The sequence below is a fragment of the Pseudomonas sp. GXZC genome, assembly GCF_026967615.1.
GTDB classification, from domain to species: Bacteria; Pseudomonadota; Gammaproteobacteria; order Pseudomonadales; family Pseudomonadaceae; genus Aquipseudomonas; species Aquipseudomonas azotoformans_A.
Window position 1 is genome coordinate 5085978 of record NZ_CP114115.1, and the last position, 19288, is coordinate 5105265.

Genomic DNA, 19288 nt, shown 5'->3' on the forward strand with positions numbered 1-19288 from the left:
CATGAAAGATGGGGTGATTAAAAGTGCGGCGGATTAACTGCAGATTATGCCGCTAACCCCCCCACACTCAATCTAGAATAGCCTCGGTTAATCATCGGTTAATCAACGCCACACATTGTGTGCCTACTTGCATCGAACTAAGGCTTGACCATGCGGCATCTGTTTACCTTTCTGCTGGTGTTGTTCGCGGGGTTTGCCCAGGCCGCGCCGGGCAACCCGTTTGAGACCAAACCCGATTTCCTCCCGGTGGGCAAAGCCTTCACCTTTACCTCCGAACGTCTTGAAAGTGGCGAGACCCAGCTGTATTGGCAGATTGCCGACGGTTACTACCTGTACAAGCAGCGCATGAAATTCGATGGCCTGGCCGAAAAGCCCGCGTTGCCGCAAGGCGAGGCCCATAGCGATGAATTCTTCGGCGACCAGGAGGTGTATCGCCAGGGCCTGGAAGTGAAAATCCCGGTCGGCGCCACCGGCCAGGTCAAGTTGGGCTGGCAGGGCTGCGCCGATGCGGGCCTGTGCTATCCGCCGCAGTCGATCACCGTGGACCTGGGGGGCAACCCGGCCGTTGCCGCGACCGCCGAAGCCCAGGATCAGAGCCTGGCCAGTGGCCTGCAACAACGCAGCCTGGGTTGGAGCCTGCTGATATTCTTTGGCTTGGGACTGCTGTTGGCCTTTGCCCCATGCTCGTTGCCGATGCTGCCGATTCTCGCCGGCCTGGTGGTCGGCAGCGGCGCAAGCCCGCGGCGCGGGTTTGCCCTGGCCAGCAGCTACGTCGTATGCATGGCGCTGGTGTATGCCGCGCTCGGCGTGCTGGCGGCCTTGCTGGGTGGCAACCTTGCCGCCTGGCTGCAAACGCCGTGGATTCTCGGCAGCTTCGCCGCCCTGTTCGTGATTCTTGCCCTGCCGATGTTCGGCTTCTTTGAACTGCAACTGCCGGCCTTCCTGCGTGATCGCCTGGACAATGTCAGCCGCCAGCAAAGCGGCGGCAGCCTGGTCGGTGCGGGAGTTCTCGGCGCACTGTCCGGCCTGCTGGTGGGCCCGTGCATGACCGCACCCCTGGCCGGCGCGCTGTTGTATATCGCCCAGAGCGGCAACGCCTTGCACGGCGGCCTGATCCTGTTCGCCATGGGCATTGGCATCGGCATTCCGCTGTTGCTGCTGGTGACCGTGGGCAATCGCTTCCTGCCCAAGCCGGGCACCTGGATGAACGTACTCAAGGGCGTCTTCGGCTTCCTGTTCCTCGGCACCGCCGTGCTGATGATTCGCCCAGTGGTCGATGAAAGCCTGTGGATCGGCCTGTGGGGCGCACTCGCGTTGGTGATGGCCTACTGCGGCTGGACCCTGGCCCGCGAATACGGCCTGGCCGCCAAGGTGTTTGGCGCCGGTTCCCTGGTGCTCGGCCTGTGGGGCGCGGTGCTGGTAGTGGGCGCAGCCGGTGGCAGCGATGACCTGTGGCAACCGTTGAAGGTCTACAGCGGTTCGCGGATCGCCGCCGCACCGAACGCCCACGACGCCTTCATGACCATCAGCGACCCCGCCGTGCTGCAAAGTCAGCTCGACAGCGCCAAGGCCCAAGGCCAGTGGGTGCTGGTGGACTACTACGCCGACTGGTGCGTGTCGTGCAAGATCATGGAAAAACAGGTGTTCGGCAAACCCGAGGTGATGGCTGCCCTGAAAGACGTACGCCTGCTGCGCCTGGACGTCACCGCCGACAACGCCGCCAGCCGCGAGCTGCTCGGCCGCTACAAAGTCCCTGGCCCGCCGAGCTTCGTGTGGATCGGCCCGGACGGTGAAGAGCGCCGCGCCCAACGCATCACCGGCGAAGTGGATGCCGCCGCTTTCCTGCAACGCTGGACGCAAACCCGGGACGCCCTCTGAATGCTGACCCTGACCATCGGCACCTTCGCCATCGCCCTGAATCACATCCTGCTGATCAGCGCGCTGATTCTCGCCACCCTGGTGGGCTGGCGCGTGGCCAAGCGTGGTGGTGAAAACCCGGAATCGGTACTGTTCAGCCTGTTCCTGCTGGGCATGCTGGTGGCCCGCGTCAGCTTTGTGCTGATGTATTGGAGTGACTACAGCCACGCGCCGCTGCAGATGGTCGACCTGCGCGACGGCGGTTTCCTCGCCTGGCCTGGCGTGATCGCGCTGATCCTGGGCGCGCTGCTGTACGGCTGGCGCCGCCCGGCCCTGCGCACGCCGCTGGCTGCCGGGGTGGTCACCGGCCTGGTGTTCTGGGGGCTGACCAGTCTGTCCCTGAGCCTCTACGACAAAGGCTCGCAGCTGCCGGACATCACCCTGCGCAACGCCAATGGCGACGTGGTGCAACTGACCGATTACAAAGGCGGCCCGCTGGTGATCAACCTGTGGGCCACCTGGTGCCCGCCGTGCCGTCGCGAGATGCCGGTGCTGGAACGTGCCCAGCACCAACGCCCTGACGTGACCTTCCTGTTCGTCAACCAGGCCGAAAGCATGCAGAGCGTCAGCACCTTCCTCGCCACCCAGGGCCTGACCCTCGACAACGTTTTATTCGACGCCAGCGGCCGCCTCGGCCAAGCCGTGGGCTCGATGGCCTTGCCGACGACGCTGTTCTATAGCGCCGAAGGGCGCCTGATCAACAGCCACCTCGGCGAACTGTCCCAAGCCAGCCTGGCCCGTGCCATGGAACCCTTCGACACCGCCCCACAAAGGAAACCGACATGCCTCGCCTCCGCCACCTGCTGACCCTGCTGCCGCTGACGCTCGCGGCCACCCTGGCCCAGGCCGAAGACTGGCCGGCGCCGATCAAACAGATCGAGGCCAAGGGCGCCAAGATCCTTGGCAAATTCGACGCCCCCAGCGGCCTCACCGGCTACGCCGCGCAATACCAGAACCGTGGCATGGCCCTGTACCTGACCGCCGACGGCAAAAGCGTGATCGCCGGCAACTTGTACGACGCCCAAGGCAACGACCTGAGCAGCGCGCCGCTGGAAAAACTGGTGTACGCGCCGATGGCCAAGGAAGTCTGGGCCAAGATGGAAAAAAGCAGCTGGATCCAGGACGGCGACGTGAAAGCGCCCCGCATCGTCTACCTGTTCAGCGACCCCAACTGCCCTTACTGCAATATGTTCTGGGAACAGGCGCGTCCGTGGGTGAAGTCCGGCAAAGTGCAGCTGCGCCACATCATGGTTGGCATCATCCGCGAAGACAGCCCAGGCAAATCCGCTGCGCTGTTCGCCGCCAAGGATCCGCAAAAAGCCCTTGAAGAACATGAAGCCGCCGGCAAAGGCAGTAAGTTGCAGGCGCTGGACAAGATCCCGGCCGATATCGAGGCCAAGCTGGATAGCAACATGAAGTTGATGGATGAGCTGGAATTGTCCGCGACGCCGGCGATTTTCTATCTGGATGACAAGGGTGGGTTGCAGCAACAGCAGGGGGCGCCTTCGCCGGAGAAGTTGGGGAAGATTATGGGGCCGAAGTGAGTTACCCAACGGCCCTACGAAAAGGGCCTTCACACAGTGAAGGCCCTATCTTCGCAACACCCCATGGAATCTGAGTTACTCGAACACCATGATCCGAGTGACTGCAAAGTCATTGGCGCCGTTTATTCCCATCCGGCGATTGTCAATGCCGAGTCTGACCGTGTTTGAAGTGGCGACAAACGTTCCCTTCAGCAGTTCCCAAGCTGTACCAGGTTCTCGCACTGCGGTGACATCTTTTCCATCTGCTGTTAACACCATACGAGGCGGGAAGGGTATGCCGGCATCATCGCGTATCCAGGCTTCGTATGTGTATGTACGCCCTGCGTCCAAACCGATGAAAATCTTGAACATCTTCTCGCTCTGCGTGGCCGGGTTGGATGTATTGGTATATCCCCAGTCACGCAACCAATAACCCAAGCCCCAAGGTAAGGGACCACTCACGAGTACCAGATCCCTGGGATCAGTAGCACCCGCCCCCCTCTGCCAGCCATTCCAGCCACCGTCGGCTGGATCGAAGCTGGTGTGATCATAGAAGGGAACTCGAATGATCAACACCCGCGACGGGCACACTATTGCATTGCTCTCAAGCCCACTGCCGTCCGTGACCACACTGTATGTGAGGGTCATTGAAGACTGATCCTTCGCCTTGTCCAACTCGGACCGCAACACAGCTGCTGCCACCTCTACTGCTGCCGCTTCTTCACCCTCTGTAATCGTTCGCGCCGCATAAACAACAAAACTGTAGGGAGCGCCTGTCTTATCGATTGCGGTCGCCCGGAGCCAGCACTTCTGCCCTGCTCGCAGGAACCACATCCAATCTATGAAGGATTCGGCATTCCCGGTGAACGTGCGCGTATCCAGAATGGCATTTTGCGTTCTGGGAGGCGTGCCCTGCCGCACGTTCGGCGTTTCCAGGCGCACAGGCAAACTGATGTTCAAGTTCAAAGGCGGTGAGGTCTGCACCTTGCAGGCGGTGGTGACGGTGTAAATGATCTCCACTACTTTACCCATGCTCTCGATCACGGCTTCCGGCGGCAACAACCAGAAAACCGCGCCTGTCGTGCTGCCAGGTTTCGGGGTCAACGGCCAGCAAGAACCGTCCGGCCTCTTCCAGCAGACAGAGATGCAGTGGTTGGGATTGCTACCGGCGTACTTCACTTCAACATGCACGCCGTTGCGCCCGTTGTAGGCGGTCAAGTTTGGGCCCACCGCTTCCGTTACTTTGGCTTCAAGCAGCACTAGCGGCTCTTGCTCGATTTTGAAAGTCTGAGCCGGAAAGGCGATCGCCGTCGCCAGATCGCATTTACCATCGAAGCTCACCGCTGCATGCAGCTCGAAGTCACTGCAATCTTCCAGCTCTTGCAGCTCAGCTCTGGAAATCGGTGCATCGACGCCATTGGCCAGCCAGCCTGTGGTAAGCGGCTCATCCATGAGGATATAAAACAGGTAAGGGCTACCGTCCGCCGACGTGCCGGAGATCCAGACCCAGACACACTGTCCGACGGCGGCGTAGTCCCAGATGGGCACTACGACCGTTGCGTCATCGTTGAAGGTCTTAAGGTCCAGGACCCCAGCGGTGACCTGTTCAATGTAGGGTTTCGGAAACTCAGTGGGTTCGAGCACAGTGGCCGTAAAGAAAGGCGATGGCCATGGGCCGAGACCGTTAAACGAAACGGTATAGCTTGCCGTCACCGGCTTGCCGAAGTTGGCACTGATCGCCGAAGGTGGCACGGGGAACACAAGGCTGGTTTCACCGGGCTGTACGGTGTGACAAGGAAACGGTGGTGAACCGGCGCCGGGGGTGCCGGATAAATGTGGGCAAACAACATCCCCGGGGGCCATGCCATCGTAGGCAATCACAAGATGGGCCCCGCTCACGGTGTTGGTTGGGTTGATCAACCAACCGGCAACGCCACAGTCGACCGCTTCGCGTATACCGGGCGCTAGCAAGTCAGGCGTCGGATCGACGCGCAACAGCACCGTAGAGCGCTGATGGAAATCCTGAGCATTTCTAGGCAGCGGGTTCACATCAGACACCGGTGCATCAGGCTCACAACCGTCCCAGATAACACCCAAGTGGCAGGTACATGACGAGTAATCATCCAAGCGTGCTAGCCAGCCCCGCAACAACTCAAACTCGAACACATACCCCTCACGCGCTTCCTCTTCAGTCACGACATGATCAAAGGCCACCCATTTGAATAACGGCGGCACGTTTTGCTCATTACCCGCAACAACAATAAACAACCGCGAGCCCGGCCGAATCATCGGCCAGGCCTTGACCTGGATAGTTTCGTTCCCCATGAACTTGAACATGTTCAACCACCGCGTGCCCCACTCCAACTCGGCATGCGCGAACTCAGGCATTGATTCACGCAGATCACCTTCGCGGACGTCCTGAATCTCAAGTTCAAGTACCAGTGACTCTTCGCGCTTACCACCGACAACAGCTTCGTACCAGATCAGCACCGTATGCCCGATACAGGTACTGATCCATTGCCAGGGAATATCGGCTACATTGCCGCTCGCCACATGGATCGGCGCAAATGTTGCACAGCTCTGGCCCTTAATAGCGAAATGGACAATGACCTGGATGCTTCCTGCGGGAAGCGTCAGTGTCGCAGTCGTACCTTGAGCGGCATCCAGAGGGTAGAGCAGACTATTGTTCGTAGCGTACTGGATGATCGCATAGGGTAATTCAGCTGTGATCGCCTTGATTGATGCGGCGGGTGCAGCGCTCATAACCTGAGCTGGGGAGGTTTTTTTAGGGATCGGTTTTTTAGCCACGATAAGACTCCTGTCCAACGTTAGATAACCGTCGAGGCTGGCCATGCCAGCCAAAAACTTCGGTTATCTAACGCCCGGATCAAAAATCTTGCCTACTGTCAGATCTGACAGTTCTGACAAGTGGCGCGCTTAAAGTCCCTCCAACTCCGCCATCAAATCACTCAACCGATCCACCTTCTCGGCACTGATCTCATTGGCCGCCAACCCATCGATATACTCAGCCAACTCCGCCACCGTGCTGCATTCAAACATCGCTCTTAGCGGCACATCCCGCTGCAAGGTCTTCTGCACCCGCGAGGCAATCTGTGTGGCCAGCAACGAATGCCCGCCCAGTTCAAAGAAGTTGTCTTGCACCCCCACCCGCTCGACCTTCAGCACTTCGGCCCAGATCGCGGTCAAGGTGCTTTCCAGTTCGTTGCGCGGCGCCAGGTAGTCCTGGCTGTGCAACTGGCCGATCTCCAGCGCCGGCAGCGCCTTGCGGTCGAGTTTGCCGTTGGCGTTGAGCGGCAGGCGGTCGAGCCACAGCCAGTGCAGCGGCACCATGTATTCGGGCAGTTCGGCACGCAGGCGTTGCTTGATGCGGTCGAGGCGTTCGCTTGGGTTCAGGGCTGCATCCGCCGCCACCAGGTAGCCGACCAGGTGCTTGCCGTTGACGCCTTCCTGCACGCCCACCGCCGCGTCGCGCACTTCCGGTTGTTCGTGCAGACGCGCTTCGATTTCTCCCAGTTCGATGCGGTAGCCGCGAATCTTCACTTGATGGTCGACACGCCCGACGTACTCCAGCACGCCGTCGCTGCGACGGCGTGCGAGGTCGCCGGTGCGGTAGAGGCGTTCGCCCGGTGCGCCGAAGGGGTTGGGCACAAACACCGGCGCGGTGCGCAGCGGGTCGCTGACATAGCCGCGACCGACACCGGTGCCTGCGACGCACAACTCACCCACCGCGCCTTGCGGCACCAGTTCCAGTGCGCCGTCCAGCAAGTACAGACGGTTGTTGTCGGTGGGCGTACCAATCGGCAGATAGGTGCCACGGGTCGACGCCAGGTCGACGCGATAGAACGCCACATCGTCCGAACATTCCGCCGGACCATAAGCGTTCACCAGCCCGATCTCGGGGTAACGCAACAACCACTGATGCGCCAACTCCGGTGGCATCGCTTCACCGGTCGGCAGCATCCAGCGCAAGCCGTCCAGGCCGATGCGGTCCTGGGCCAACATGCCTTGGATCAGCGAGGGCACGCTTTCCAGCACGGTGATGCCTTGGGCCTGCACATGTTCCAACAAGCCCTGGGGATCATGGGCGATGGCGTTCGGCACGATATCCACCCGTGCGCCAAACAACGGCGCAACGAGGAACTGCCACACGGAAATATCGAAGCTCTGCGAAGCGGTCTGCGCAATCACATCCGCGTCGCTCAAGGCCAGGTACGGCACCTTGCTCAACTGGTTATTGAGCATGCCGCGCTGTTCCACCATCACACCCTTGGGCAGGCCGGTGGAGCCCGAGGTGTAGATCACGTAGGCGAGGTTGTCCGGGCCACTGTAGATGCCAGGGTTTTCGCCACGTGCCGGTATCTCTTCCCACACCAGCAACTGGCAGTCGAAACCCTCCAGCAACTCGATGGCCTGCTCGCGGGATGCCTCGGTACACACCAGTAACGGCGTGCGACTCAGGTCGATGATGCTGCGCAGGCGCTGGCTCGGCAGGCCTGGGTCCAGCGGCAGGTAGCCAGCGCCGGCCTTGAAGCTGCCGATGATCATGCCCAGCAGGTCAAGGCTACGCTCGGCCAGCAACGCCACCGGCTGATCCAGACCGACACCCGCAGCCATCAGCGCATGGCCGAGGCCGTTGCTGCGGCGGTTCAGTTCCTCGTAAGTCCATTGCTGGTCAAGGCAGCTGGCGGCAATGCGTTGCGGATGCGCGGCGACCTGCTCTTCGAACAGTTCGATGTAGCTGCGCTCCAGCGGGTAAGCATGCTCACTCTGGTTGCAGCCCTCCACCAGGAACCCGCGCTCCTGCTCGCCAATCAGCGGCAAGTCGGCCATGTCGCCGTGGAAGCCTTGGACCAACGCCAGCAGCAGGCGCTTGAACTCGCCGAGCATGCCTTGCACGGTGGTTTCGTCGAAGTAGCGCTGGTCGTAGGACAGGTGCAGGCCCAGGTCATCGCCCGGATAGCACACGGCCGTCAGCGGGAAGTTGGTGTGGGTGCGGCCGGAATCCGAGGTGGCATTCAGGCTTTGTGCGCGGTCCAGCACCGAGACTTCCACCGGGGCGTTTTCGAACACGAACAGGCTGTCGAACAGCGGCTGGCCCTTGGGCAGTTCGCTGTGTTCCTGGATCGTCACCAGCGGCAGGTATTCGTACTCGCGCAGTTGCATATTGCTGTCGAGCAAGCCGCTCAGCCATTGGCGCACGCTGCAACGCTGGTCGTCCTCGGGCAGTTTCACCCGCAGCGCGATGCTGTTGATGAACAGGCCGACGGTGCGCTGCATCTCCGGCATTTCCACCGGGCGACCGGCCACGGTGACGCCGAACAACACGTCGCGATCACCGCTCAGGCGGCGCAGCACCAGCGCCCAGGCCGCCTGGGCGAAGGTGTTGACGGTCAGTTGATGCGCCTGGGCCAGTTCGCGCAATTGCGCACCGTCGAGGGCATCGAGGCGGGTGTAGCAGTCGCCCACCACCATGCCGCCGCTGTGGCCCGCGTGTTCACGCAGGAACGGCCGGTCGCTCGGGATCGGCGTGGTGCGTTCGAAACCTTGCAGGTTCTGCTGCCACCACTGGCGCGCTTCGTTGAGGTTCTGGCGTTGTAGCCAGGCGATGTAGTCGCGATAACGCGGCGGTGTGGCCAGTTGCGCCTCGCGGCCTTCACCGAGGGCCATGTAGAGCTCGAAGAAGTCATTCATCAGCAACGAACGGCACCAGGCATCGATAAGGATGTGGTGGTTGCTCATCATGAACCAGTAGCGCTCGGCGCCGACGCGGATCAGGCGCAGGTGGAACGGTGCCTGGTTGAGCAGATCGAAACCGGCTTCGCGCTCTTGCTTGAGCAGCGCTTGCAGGCGCGGTTCCTGTTCGCTTTCCGGCGCGTTGCTCCAGTCCAGGTATTCAATCGGCGTGCTGCCCGGCTTGTGGATCACTTGCAGCATGTCTTCGCCGACGTTCCAGCAGAACGAGGCGCGCAGGGCTTCGTGACGGGCGATCACCGCCTGCCAGGCCTGGGCGAAACGCTCCGGGTCCAATGCGCTGTTGATGCGGTAGCGGTCCTGCATGTAATACAGGCCGGTGCCGGGCTCCAGCAGGGTGTGCAGCAGCAGGCCTTCCTGCATCGGGGTCAGCGGGTAAACGTCTTCGATGGCGCTGGCGGCAATCGGCAGGCTGTCGAGTTGCGACTGGGTCAGGTGCGCCAGCGGGAAGTCGGACGGCGTGAGGCCACCGGCATCGTCTTGCAGGCAATGCGCGACCAGGCTTTGCAGTTCAGCGAGGTAGGCATCCGCCAGTTCATGGATGTTCTGTTGATCGTGACGCTCGCGGCTGAAGGTCCAGCGCAGCACCAGTTCGCCGCCGTACACCTGACTGTCGACGCTCAACTCGTTGGGCAGCGGCGCGTCCGGGTCATGGGCCAGGCCGGCGGGCTCGTCCAGCGGGTGGAACAAAGCATCGGCACCGAAGCTCTGGTCGAACTGGCCGAGGTAGTTGAAGGTGATCTGCGCGCTCGGCAGCGCGGCCATGGTCTGCTTGCACAGGTCATCGGCCAGGTAGCGCAGCACGCCATAGCCCAGGCCTTTATGCGGCACGGCGCGCAGTTGCTCCTTGATCGCCTTGATCGAATCACCCTGGCCGGCTTGTGGGGTCAGGCGCAGCGGGTAAGCACTGGTGAACCAACCGACGCTGCGGGTCAGGTCGATGTCATCAAACAAGGTTTCGCGGCCGTGGCCTTCCAGTTGGATCAGCGTCGACGCGTGGCCGCTCCAGCGGCACACCACGCGGGCCAAGGCGGTCAGCAGCAGGTCGTTGACCTGGGTGCGGTAGGCACTTGGCGCCTGTTGCAGCAACTGGCGGGTGTGTTCGGCATCCAGGCGCACGCTGACGGTGTCGGCATCGCGGTTGCGCAGCGAGCCTTGTGGACGGGCCACTGGCAATACGGTTTCCGGCCCAGCCAATTGGTCCTGCCAGACGCTCAACTCTTCACGCAGGGATTCGCTGCCGGCATAGGCCTGCAAACGCGCGGCCCAATCACGCAGGGCGCTGGTCTTGGCCGGCAGGCTGACGGACTGGCCTTCGCTGAGTTGGCGATAGACGTTTTGCAGGTCCTCCAACAACACGCGCCAGGACACGCCATCCACCACCAGGTGATGGGTCGCGATCAGCAAGCGTTGCTGTCCCTCGGGGCCGTCCACCAGCAAGGCACGCAGCAGCGGGCCGTGTTGCAGGTCGAGGCTGCGTTGGGTGTCGGTGAACAGCGCGGTGCAGTGCGCCATGTCGCGCACTTGCGCCTGCATCAGCACGCCGCCTTGCGGCACTGCCAAATGCTCGGCGTGCCATTGCGCGTCGCGCTGGCAGAAGCTCAGGCGCAGGGCGTCGTGGTGCTCCAGCACCGCCAGCAGCGCTTGCTCCAGGCGATGGGGGTCGAGCAGTTGCAGCGGCTTGAGGACCAGCGCCTGGTTCCAGTGCTGACGGTTTGGGATCTCGGTATCGAAGAACCAATGTTGGATCGGCGTAAGGCCCGAACTGCCGGTCAGCACGCCCTGCTCTGCCGTGACCTGCTCGGAGCGCGTGGCCACGGCGGCTAGGGTCTGCACGGTTTGGTGCTGGAACAGGTCACGGGGGCTGAAGTGAATCCCGGCCTGTCGCGCACGGCTGACCACCTGGATCGACAGGATCGAGTCGCCACCCAGCTCAAAGAAGTTATCGTCCAGGCCGACTTGCTGCACGTTCAGCACGGCGCACCAGATGGCGGCCAGGGTGCTTTCCAGTTCATTACGGGGTGCCACGTACTGCTGGCGGTTCGCCTCGGGGTCCGGTTGCGGTAAGGCGCGGCGGTCGAGTTTGCCGTTGGCGGTCAGCGGCATGCTGTCCAGCACGATCAGGTGCGCGGGCACCATGTAGTCCGGCAGTTGCGCCTTGAGATGGGCCTTCAACGCGTCACGCAACGCGCCGTGCTCGGCATCGCTGACCAGATACGCCACCAGCTGTTTGCCGCTCGGCGAATCCAGGGCCAGCACCACCGCTTCGCGCACGGCCGAGTGTTCCAGCAGGCGGGTTTCGATCTCGCCCAGTTCGATACGGAAACCACGGATTTTCACCTGATGGTCGATCCGCCCCAGGTACTCCACCAGGCCATCGGCGCGTTGGCGCACCAGGTCACCGGTGCGGTACAGGCGCCCACCGTTGCGCGCAAACGGGTCGGCGACAAAACGCTCGGCGGTCATGCCCGGACGCTGGTGATACCCCTGCGCCAGGCCTGCGCCGCCGACGTACAACTCGCCGGTCGCGCCTTGTGGCACCAGGGCCAGGTCGGCGTCGAGAATGTACGCCACGCGGTCACCGATGATGCTGCCGATCGGCACGCTGGCGGCGCCCTCCTCCAACTGCTCAGGCGCGAGGCTGGCCAGCGGCATCACCACGGTTTCAGTCGGGCCATACGCGTTGAAAAATACCTGCGGCTGGAACGCGGCGCGGATGCGCTGCAAGTGTTCGCCGGTGAGAGCTTCGCCGCCGGTGATGCACATGCGCACCGGCAAGGTTTGTTGTTGAGTCGCCAACCACTGCGCCAACTGGCTGCCATAGCTCGGGGTGAAACCCAGGATGTTGATGCCATGGGTGCGGATCAGCCCGCAGATTTCCTCGGCGTCCCACTGGCCCTGAGCCCGCAACACCACCTGCGCACCACTGAGCAGTGGCACCAGCAGACGCTCGGTGGCGGCGTCAAAGTTGATCGAATAGAAGTGCAGCTCGCAGTCCTCCGCGCGCATGCCAAACCGCTCGATCACCGCCGCGCAATGCATGGCGATTTCACCGTGGGACACCACCACGCCTTTCGGCTTGCCGGTGGAGCCGGAGGTGTAGATCAAGTACGCCTGGTGTTGCGGCAGGCTGATAAATGGCAGCGCATCGGCCGGGTAATTGGCCAGCACTGGCGAGTCATCTTCCAGGCACCAGCACGCGACGGTGGCCGGCAACTCGCCGAGGGCTTCGAACATCGCCGCATCGCTGAGCAGCAGGCCGATGCCGCTGTCTTCGATCATGTAGTGCAGGCGGTCCAGCGGGTATTCCGGGTCCAGTGGCACATAGGCGCCGCCGGCCTTGAGAATCGCCAGCAGGCCGATGACCATTTCCAGGGAGCGCGGCAACGCCAGGCCGACACGCACCTGCGGGCCGACGCCACGTTCGCGCAGCATCCAGGCCAGGCGGTTGGCGCGCTCGTCAAGTTCGCGGTAGCTGAGGGTGACGCCGGCGAAGGTCAGCGCCGGCTTATCGCCACGCACTGCGGCCTGTTGGCTGAACAGTTGCTGGATGCACTGATCGAGACGGTGTTCACCTTTTTCAATGCCCAGGCTGTCTTGCAACGCGCGCTGTTCTTCGGCGCTCAGCAACGGCAATTCGCTGAGACGCTGTTGCGGGTTGGCGATCAACCCTTCCAGCAGGTTGCGCCAATGCTCGGCCATGCGCGCAATGCGCGGCTCGTCAAACAGGTCGGTGCTGTAGGTCAGGCAGCAACCCAGGCGATGGTCGAGGTCGGTGACTTCCAGGTTGAGGTCGAACTTGGTCGCGCGGGCATCGTTGGCCAGGTATTCAACGGTCATGCCGGCCAGTTGGCGGCTCTGCTGGAACTCCCAGCGCTGCACGTTGCACATCACCTGGAACAGCGGGTTGTACGCCGCGCTGCGCGGCGGTTGCAGGGCTTCCACCAGGTGGTCGAAGGGCAAGTCCTGATGAGACTGGCCCTCGATCACGGTGTGACGTACCTGCTCGAAAAGTTCAGCAACGTTCATCTGCCCATTGAGCTGGCAACGCAGCACCTGGGTGTTGAGGAATGCACCGATCAGGCCTTCGCTTTCCGGGCGAATGCGGTTGGCCACCGGAGCGCCGATACGCAGGTCGGTCTGGCCGCTGTAGCGGTAGAGCAACACGGCCAGGGTGGCGGTCATGGTCATGAACAGGGTCAGGCCGCGCTCGGCATTGAAAGCACGCACACGGGCGGCGAGGTCGTCGCTTAAATCGAAACGGTACAGCTCGCCCTGGTGGCTTTGCACCGGTGGGCGTGGACGGTCGCCGGGCAGTTCCAGCAGCGGGTGTTCATTGCCCAATTGTGCGGTCCAGTAATCCAGCTGGCGCTGACGCTCGCCGGATTCCAGCCACTGGCGCTGCCACACGCTGTAGTCGAGGTATTGCACCGGCAGCGGTGCCAGCGGCGAGTCGCGCTCGTCGATAAAGGCTTCGTACAAGGCGCTGAGTTCACGGGCAAAGATGTCCATGGCCCAGCCTTCGGTGACGATGTGGTGCAGGGTCAATACCAGGTAGTGTTCCTGCTCGCCGGCCTTGACCAGGCACGCACGCAGCAGCGGCCCGGTTTCCAGGTTGAACGGCGTGTGGGCTTCATGATCGGCCAGTTGTTGCAGGCGCGATTGGCGTTCGGCTTCGCCCAGCGCGGAGAAATCCTGCCAGTCCATGCGCAAGCCGGTCTGCGGCGAGACCTTCTGATAGGCCACACCGTCGACGCTCGGGAACGTCGTGCGCAAGGTTTCATGACGCATGATCAGCGCTTGCAACGCTGCTTCGAAACGCCCCACATCCAGCACGCCGCGCAAACGCGCCATACCGCCGACGTTGTAGGCCGGACTGTCCGGTTCCATTTGCCACAGGAACCACATGCGCTGCTGGGAATAGGACAACGGCACCGGTTGGCTGCGGTCGACCTTGGCGATGGCCGTCTGTTGGTTGCGCTGGCCTGAAGCCTGGATCAGGCCGACCTGCTCGACAAACGCTCCCAACTCACTGGCTTCAAACAAGGTGCGCAACGGTAGCTCGACGTCACAGGCCTGGCGGGTGCGGGAGATGATCTGCGTGGCCAGCAACGAGTGGCCGCCAAGGGCGAAAAAGTCATCGCGCAGACCAATGTTTGGCAGGCCGAGGACTTCGCGCCAGATGGCGGCGATCTGCTGTTGCAGCGGGGTTTCGGGTTCGACATGTTCACGCACTTGCCACACCGGCTCCGGTAACGCGCGGCGGTCCAGCTTGCCGCTGGGGCTCAGGGGCATGGCGTCCAGGCGCATCAACAGCGCGGGCACCATGTACTCCGGCAATTCGGCGGCCAACGCGGTTTTGACCTGCTGTTCGTCCAGGCTGCCCTGGGCGGTGAAGTAGCCGATCAACTGCCCGTCACGCACCTGCACCACCGCTTGGGCGATGCCTTCCAGGGCGAGCATGCGCGCTTCGATTTCTTCCGGTTCCACTCGGAAGCCGCGCAGCTTGACCTGCTGATCGAGGCGACCGAGGTACTCGATCACGCCGTCGGCATTCCAACGCGCGCGGTCACCGGTGCGGTACAAGCGTGCGCCGGCTTCACCAGAGGGATCGGCAACAAAACGCTCCGCCGTCAGCCCGGCACGCCCGAGGTAACCGCGGGCCAGGCCGATGCCGCCGATGCACAGTTCACCCGGCACGCCCAACGGTACAGGGTTGAGCTGTTCATCCAGCACACGGCAGATTACATTGCCCAGCGGCCGACCAATCGGCGAGCGCTCGCCGTCTTCGGCGCGGCAGTGCCAGTGGGTCACGTTGATCGCGGTTTCGGTCGGGCCATAGCGGTTGTGCAACTGCACCGCCGGCAACTGTGCCAACACACGATTACGCAACTCGGCGGGCAAGGCTTCACCACCCGAGAACAGACGACGCAGGCTGGTGCATTCGGCCACCAACGGCTCGTCGATAAACAACTGCAACAACGGCGGCACGAAGTGCAGCGTGGTCACGCCGTGTTCCTGCACCAACTGCGCGATGCGATGTGGGTCGCGATGCTCACCGGGGCCAGCCAGCACCAGACGGCATCCGGTAATCAGCGGCCAGAAGCATTCCCACACCGACACGTCAAAACTGATCGGCGCCTTTTGCATCAGCACATCGGTGCTGTCGAGTTGATAGGTAGCCTGCATCCATTGCAAGCGCTCGGCCAGCGCGGCATGCGTATTGCCCACGCCTTTGGGCTGGCCGGTGGAGCCGGAGGTGTAGATTACGTAGGCAAGGTTATCGCCGTGCAGGTGCAGGCCGGGCGGCTGTGTTGGCCAGCTGTCCAGATGCAGGCTGTCCATCGCGATGACGCATACGCCGTCGCTACTCGGCACCTGTTCCAGCAGCGCGGTCTGGGTCAGCAACAGGTGAACGCCACTGTCCTTGAGCATGTAGGCCAGGCGTTCGGCTGGGTAATCCGGGTCCAGCGGCACGTAGGCGCCACCGGCCTTGATGATCGCCAGCAAGCCGATCAACAGTTGCGGCGAACGCTCGGCGGCGATGGCCACGCACACGTCCGGGCCGACGCCCTTGTCACGCAGGTAATGAGCCAAGCGGTTGGCCTGGGTGTGCAGCTGGGCGAAGCTCAGGTTGCCGCCATCCCAGACCAGCGCGGTGGCGTCCGAGGTCTGCTGGTTGAGCAGTTCCGGCAACCACTGTTGGGCCGGTGCGCAGGGGGCTTCGCTGTACAGCGCCTGTTCGTCGTGCTGCATCAGCCGCAGGTCGCCGATGGCTTGCTCAGGCTGTTCGCAGACAGCTTGCAACAGGTTGATGTAGTGCTCGGCCAGGCGCTGTATGGTCGCGTTTTCGAACAGTTCATCGGCGTAGTCGAACGACAGGCTCAGACGCCCGTTGCGGTCTTCTTCGGTGTGCAGTTGCAGGTCAAACTTGGCTTCGCGGCTGTGCCACGGCAACTCGTCGGCGAGCATGCCGGGCAGGCGGCGCAAGGCGCTGAGGTCGCGCTGCTGGTGGTTGAACATGACTTGGAACAGGCCCTGTTCCCGGGCCTGCGGGAAGGCTTCCAGCAGTTGTTCAAACGGCAGGTCTTGATGGGCCTGGGCACCCAGCGCCGCCTGACGTGTGGCGGCCAACAGCTCGTTGAACGGCAGGCGTGCGTCCAGCTCGGCACGTAACACCAGCGTGTTGATGAAGAAGCCGACCAGGCCTTGGGTTTCCTGGCGTGGGCGGTTGGCGTTGGGCACGCCGATGCGAATGTCGCGCTGGCCGCTGTAGCGATGCAGCAGGCTCTGGAACGCTGCCAGCAACAGCATGAACGGCGTGGATTCGTTGGCCTGGGCGGTCTGGCGAATCGCTTCGCTGAGGCTCGCGCCAAGGCGCACGGTGTGGCGTGAGGCACTGCGGCGGTGGTGTGCCGAGCGCAGGTGGTCGGTCGCCAGGCTGAAGGTGGGATGCTCTTCACCCAGTTGCGCTTTCCAGTACGCCAGTTGACGCTGGCCTTCACCTTCGGCCAGCCATTGGCGCTGCCAACTGCCGTAGTCGGCGTATTGCAGGGCCAATGGCGGCAGCTCCAGGGTTTGGCCCTGGGCGGCGGCGGCGTACAGGCGCGAGAATTCATCGATCAAAATGTTCAGCGACCAGCCGTCGGCGATGATGTGGTGCAGCGTCACCAGCAGTTGGTGATCTTCATCGTCCAGGCGCACCAGGGTCACCCACAGCAGCGGGCCTTTTTCCAGGTCGAACTGGGTGCGTGCTTCGTCTTCGCGGATCTGTTGCGCACGGGCTTCGCGCTCGGCAACGGGCAGGTCGCTGAGGTCGATGACTTGCAGGTCGAAATCCGCCCTGGCGTCGACACGCTGGAAAGCCTGGCCGTCGCGCTCATAGAAGCGCGTACGCAGGGCTTCGTGCCGCTGGATCAGTTGCTGGAAGCTGGCACGCACGGCGTCTTCATCCAGCTCGCCGCGCAGGCGCAGGGCGCCGGGGATGGTGTAGGCGCTGCTGTGCGGGTCCAGTTGCCAGGTGATCCACAGGCGGTTCTGTGCCAGGGATTGAGGCAACTCCTCTTGGCGCGACAAGCGGTGAATCGTGCCTTGGGCGACACCACCGTCCTGCTGCAACTGTGCAACGTTGGCGGCAAAGCCTTCCAGGGTCGGCGCTTCGAACAGCATGCGCAGGTTCAGCTCCAGGCCGAGAGTTTCGCGTAGGCGTGCGACCACTTGGGTGGCGGTGATGGAGTTGCCGCCGAGTAAAAAGAAATGATCATCGGCGGCAACGCTGGCGACGTGCAGTTGTTCACACCAGATCGCCGCGATCTGGCTGTGCAACTCGGATTCCAGCGCACCTTCGCTCGCCTGCGTTTGCAGGTCGGGGAACTGCGCATAGCTGTCCAGGCTGCCGTCCTTGTGGCGCAGCGCACAGGCTGCGCGCTGCACCTTGCCGCTGGAGGTCTTTGGCAAAGCGCCGGGGTTGAGCAGCACCACCACGCTTGGCGCCTCTTGATACGCCTCGGCGACGGCTTGGCGGATCGCCTTGATCAGCGCTTCGGGCGGCAGGATTTTCTGTACGCTGCGGCTGATTTCGGCGGCAATGCCGATGCCTTCCAGGCCCTGTTCATTCACCGCAAAGGCCGCAACCCGGCCTTTTCGCACCACTTCCACTTCGCGTTCGATGGTCTGCTCGATGTCCTGGGGATACAGGTTGTGGCCACGCACGATCAGCAGGTCCTTGAGGCGCCCGGTGATATACACCTCGCCGTCACGGATGAAGCCCAGGTCGCCGGTGCGCAGCCAGGTACGGCCGGCGTGCTGCACGAAGGTCTTGGCGGTGGCTTCGGGGTTGCGCCAGTAGCCGTGGGCGATGCTCGGGCCGGTGGCCCAGAGTTCGCCGACGTGGTTGTCGGGCACTTCTGTAAGCGTGTGCGGGTCCGCGATCAGCACCGCGTGTTCCGGCTGGCTGGTGCCACAGCTCATGATCGCGCTGCCCTGCCCCGGTTCGGCGCGGTTGGCGGCCAAGGCTTGCTCGTCGACGCGCAGCGCCGGGATGCCATGACCACGGGTGCCACCGGCGACAAACAGGGTCGCCTCGGCCAGGCCGTAGGAGGCAAAGAAGTTGTTCGGGGTGAAACCGCAGGCGGCGAACTTCTCGGCGAAGCGCTCCAGGGTGTCGAGGCGGATCGGTTCGGAACCGGAATAGGCCACGCGCCATTGGCTCAGATCCAGGCGTTCCAGGGCCGTCTCGCTGACCCTTTCGCTGCACAGGCGATAAGCGAAATCCGGGCCACCGCTGATGGTGCCGCCGTATTCGCTGATCGCTTCCAGCCAGCGCAACGGCCGACCCAGGAAGTAGGCCGGCGACATCAACACGCAGGGCACGCCACTGAAGATCGGTTGCAGCAAGCCGCCGATCAGGCCCATGTCGTGGTACAGCGGCAGCCAGCTGACGATCACGTCATCCGGGTTGAGGTCGATGCCGAACCCGCGACGGATCAGCACTTCGTTGGCGACCAGGTTGCCGTGGCTGACCTGCACGCCTTTAGGCAGCGCAGTGGAACCGGAGGTGTATTGCAGGAAGGCGATGTCGTCCGGGTGCAGGTCGGGGGCGACCCAATGGCCGACACTTTCCAAGCTATCGACGCTCAATACCGGCGGCGCGTTTTCGATCTGCGACAAGCCATCGGCGAGGCTGGCGATGGTCAGCAGCAGGCGCGGCTCGGCATCGCTGATGATCGACAGCAGGCGCTCCTGATGATGACGGCGGGTGGACTCCGGCGGATAGGCCGGCACCGCGATCACCCCCGCGTAGAGGCAACCAAAGAACGCCGCGACGTAATCCGGGCCGCTGGGAAACAACAGCACGGCACGGTCGCCCAGGTCCGCATTGGCTTGCAAGGCGGCGGCGATGGTGCGGGCGCGCTGGTCCAGGTCGCGGTAACTGAGCACGACGCTGTGCTCGGCGGACTCGGCGAGGAAGCGCAGGGCGACCTGGTCCGGGGTCTGCGCGGCGCGACGTTGAAGGGACTGGACCAGGGTGCGGGGAAGTTCGAAGGCGTCCATCATGGGGTTCCTGCCTGAAATCG

The 19288-nt window shown here is 63.0% G+C and carries 5 protein-coding genes; 3 read left to right on the forward strand and 2 right to left on the reverse strand.

What is annotated here, in order from left to right; genetic code table 11:
- Window positions 1–150 precede the first annotated feature (150 nt).
- The 3 genes from dsbD to dsbG are packed head-to-tail and all read left to right on the forward strand — an operon-like array spanning window position 151 to window position 3461.
- Window positions 151–1878 (forward strand): protein-disulfide reductase DsbD, encoded by a 1728-nt coding sequence (dsbD, locus tag OZ428_RS23925; protein WP_269131535.1) that lies wholly within the window; start codon window positions 151–153, stop codon window positions 1876–1878.
- Window positions 1879–2724 (forward strand): TlpA disulfide reductase family protein, encoded by an 846-nt coding sequence (locus tag OZ428_RS23930; RefSeq protein ID WP_269131536.1) that lies wholly within the window; start codon window positions 1879–1881, stop codon window positions 2722–2724.
- A complete protein-coding gene (gene dsbG / locus OZ428_RS23935) occupies window positions 2700–3461 on the forward strand; it encodes a thiol:disulfide interchange protein DsbG (protein WP_269131537.1) in 762 nt (253 codons plus the stop codon). Before OZ428_RS23930 ends, dsbG begins: the two co-directional genes overlap by 25 nt.
- Window positions 3462–3536: 75 nt before the next feature.
- Here the strand turns inward: dsbG and OZ428_RS23940 are convergent, their stop codons facing one another.
- Together OZ428_RS23940 and OZ428_RS23945 are read right to left on the reverse strand one after the other, a co-directional pair.
- The gene (locus tag OZ428_RS23940) at window positions 3537–6248 is read right to left on the reverse strand and encodes a hypothetical protein (protein WP_269131538.1); all 2712 of its coding nucleotides are present in this window, start codon (window positions 6246–6248) and stop codon (window positions 3537–3539) included.
- A 129-nt stretch (window positions 6249–6377) separates the two neighbouring features.
- Window positions 6378–19268, reverse strand: a complete 12891-nt coding sequence (locus tag OZ428_RS23945) for a non-ribosomal peptide synthetase (RefSeq protein ID WP_269131539.1) — start codon at window positions 19266–19268, stop codon at window positions 6378–6380.
- Window positions 19269–19288: the final 20 nt, after the last annotated feature.

Excerpts from the sequence above, each read along its gene's own strand:
- dsbD (WP_269131535.1), top strand. The coding sequence starts at position 151 with ATGCGGCATCTGTTTACCTTTCTGCTGGTGTTGTTCGCGGGGTTTGCC.
- dsbG (WP_269131537.1), top strand. The coding sequence starts at position 2,700 with ATGCCTCGCCTCCGCCACCTGCTGACCCTGCTGCCGCTGACGCTCGCG.
- OZ428_RS23945 (WP_269131539.1), bottom strand. The coding sequence starts at position 19,268 with ATGATGGACGCCTTCGAACTTCCCCGCACCCTGGTCCAGTCCCTTCAA.
- OZ428_RS23930 (WP_269131536.1), top strand. The coding sequence starts at position 1,879 with ATGCTGACCCTGACCATCGGCACCTTCGCCATCGCCCTGAATCACATC.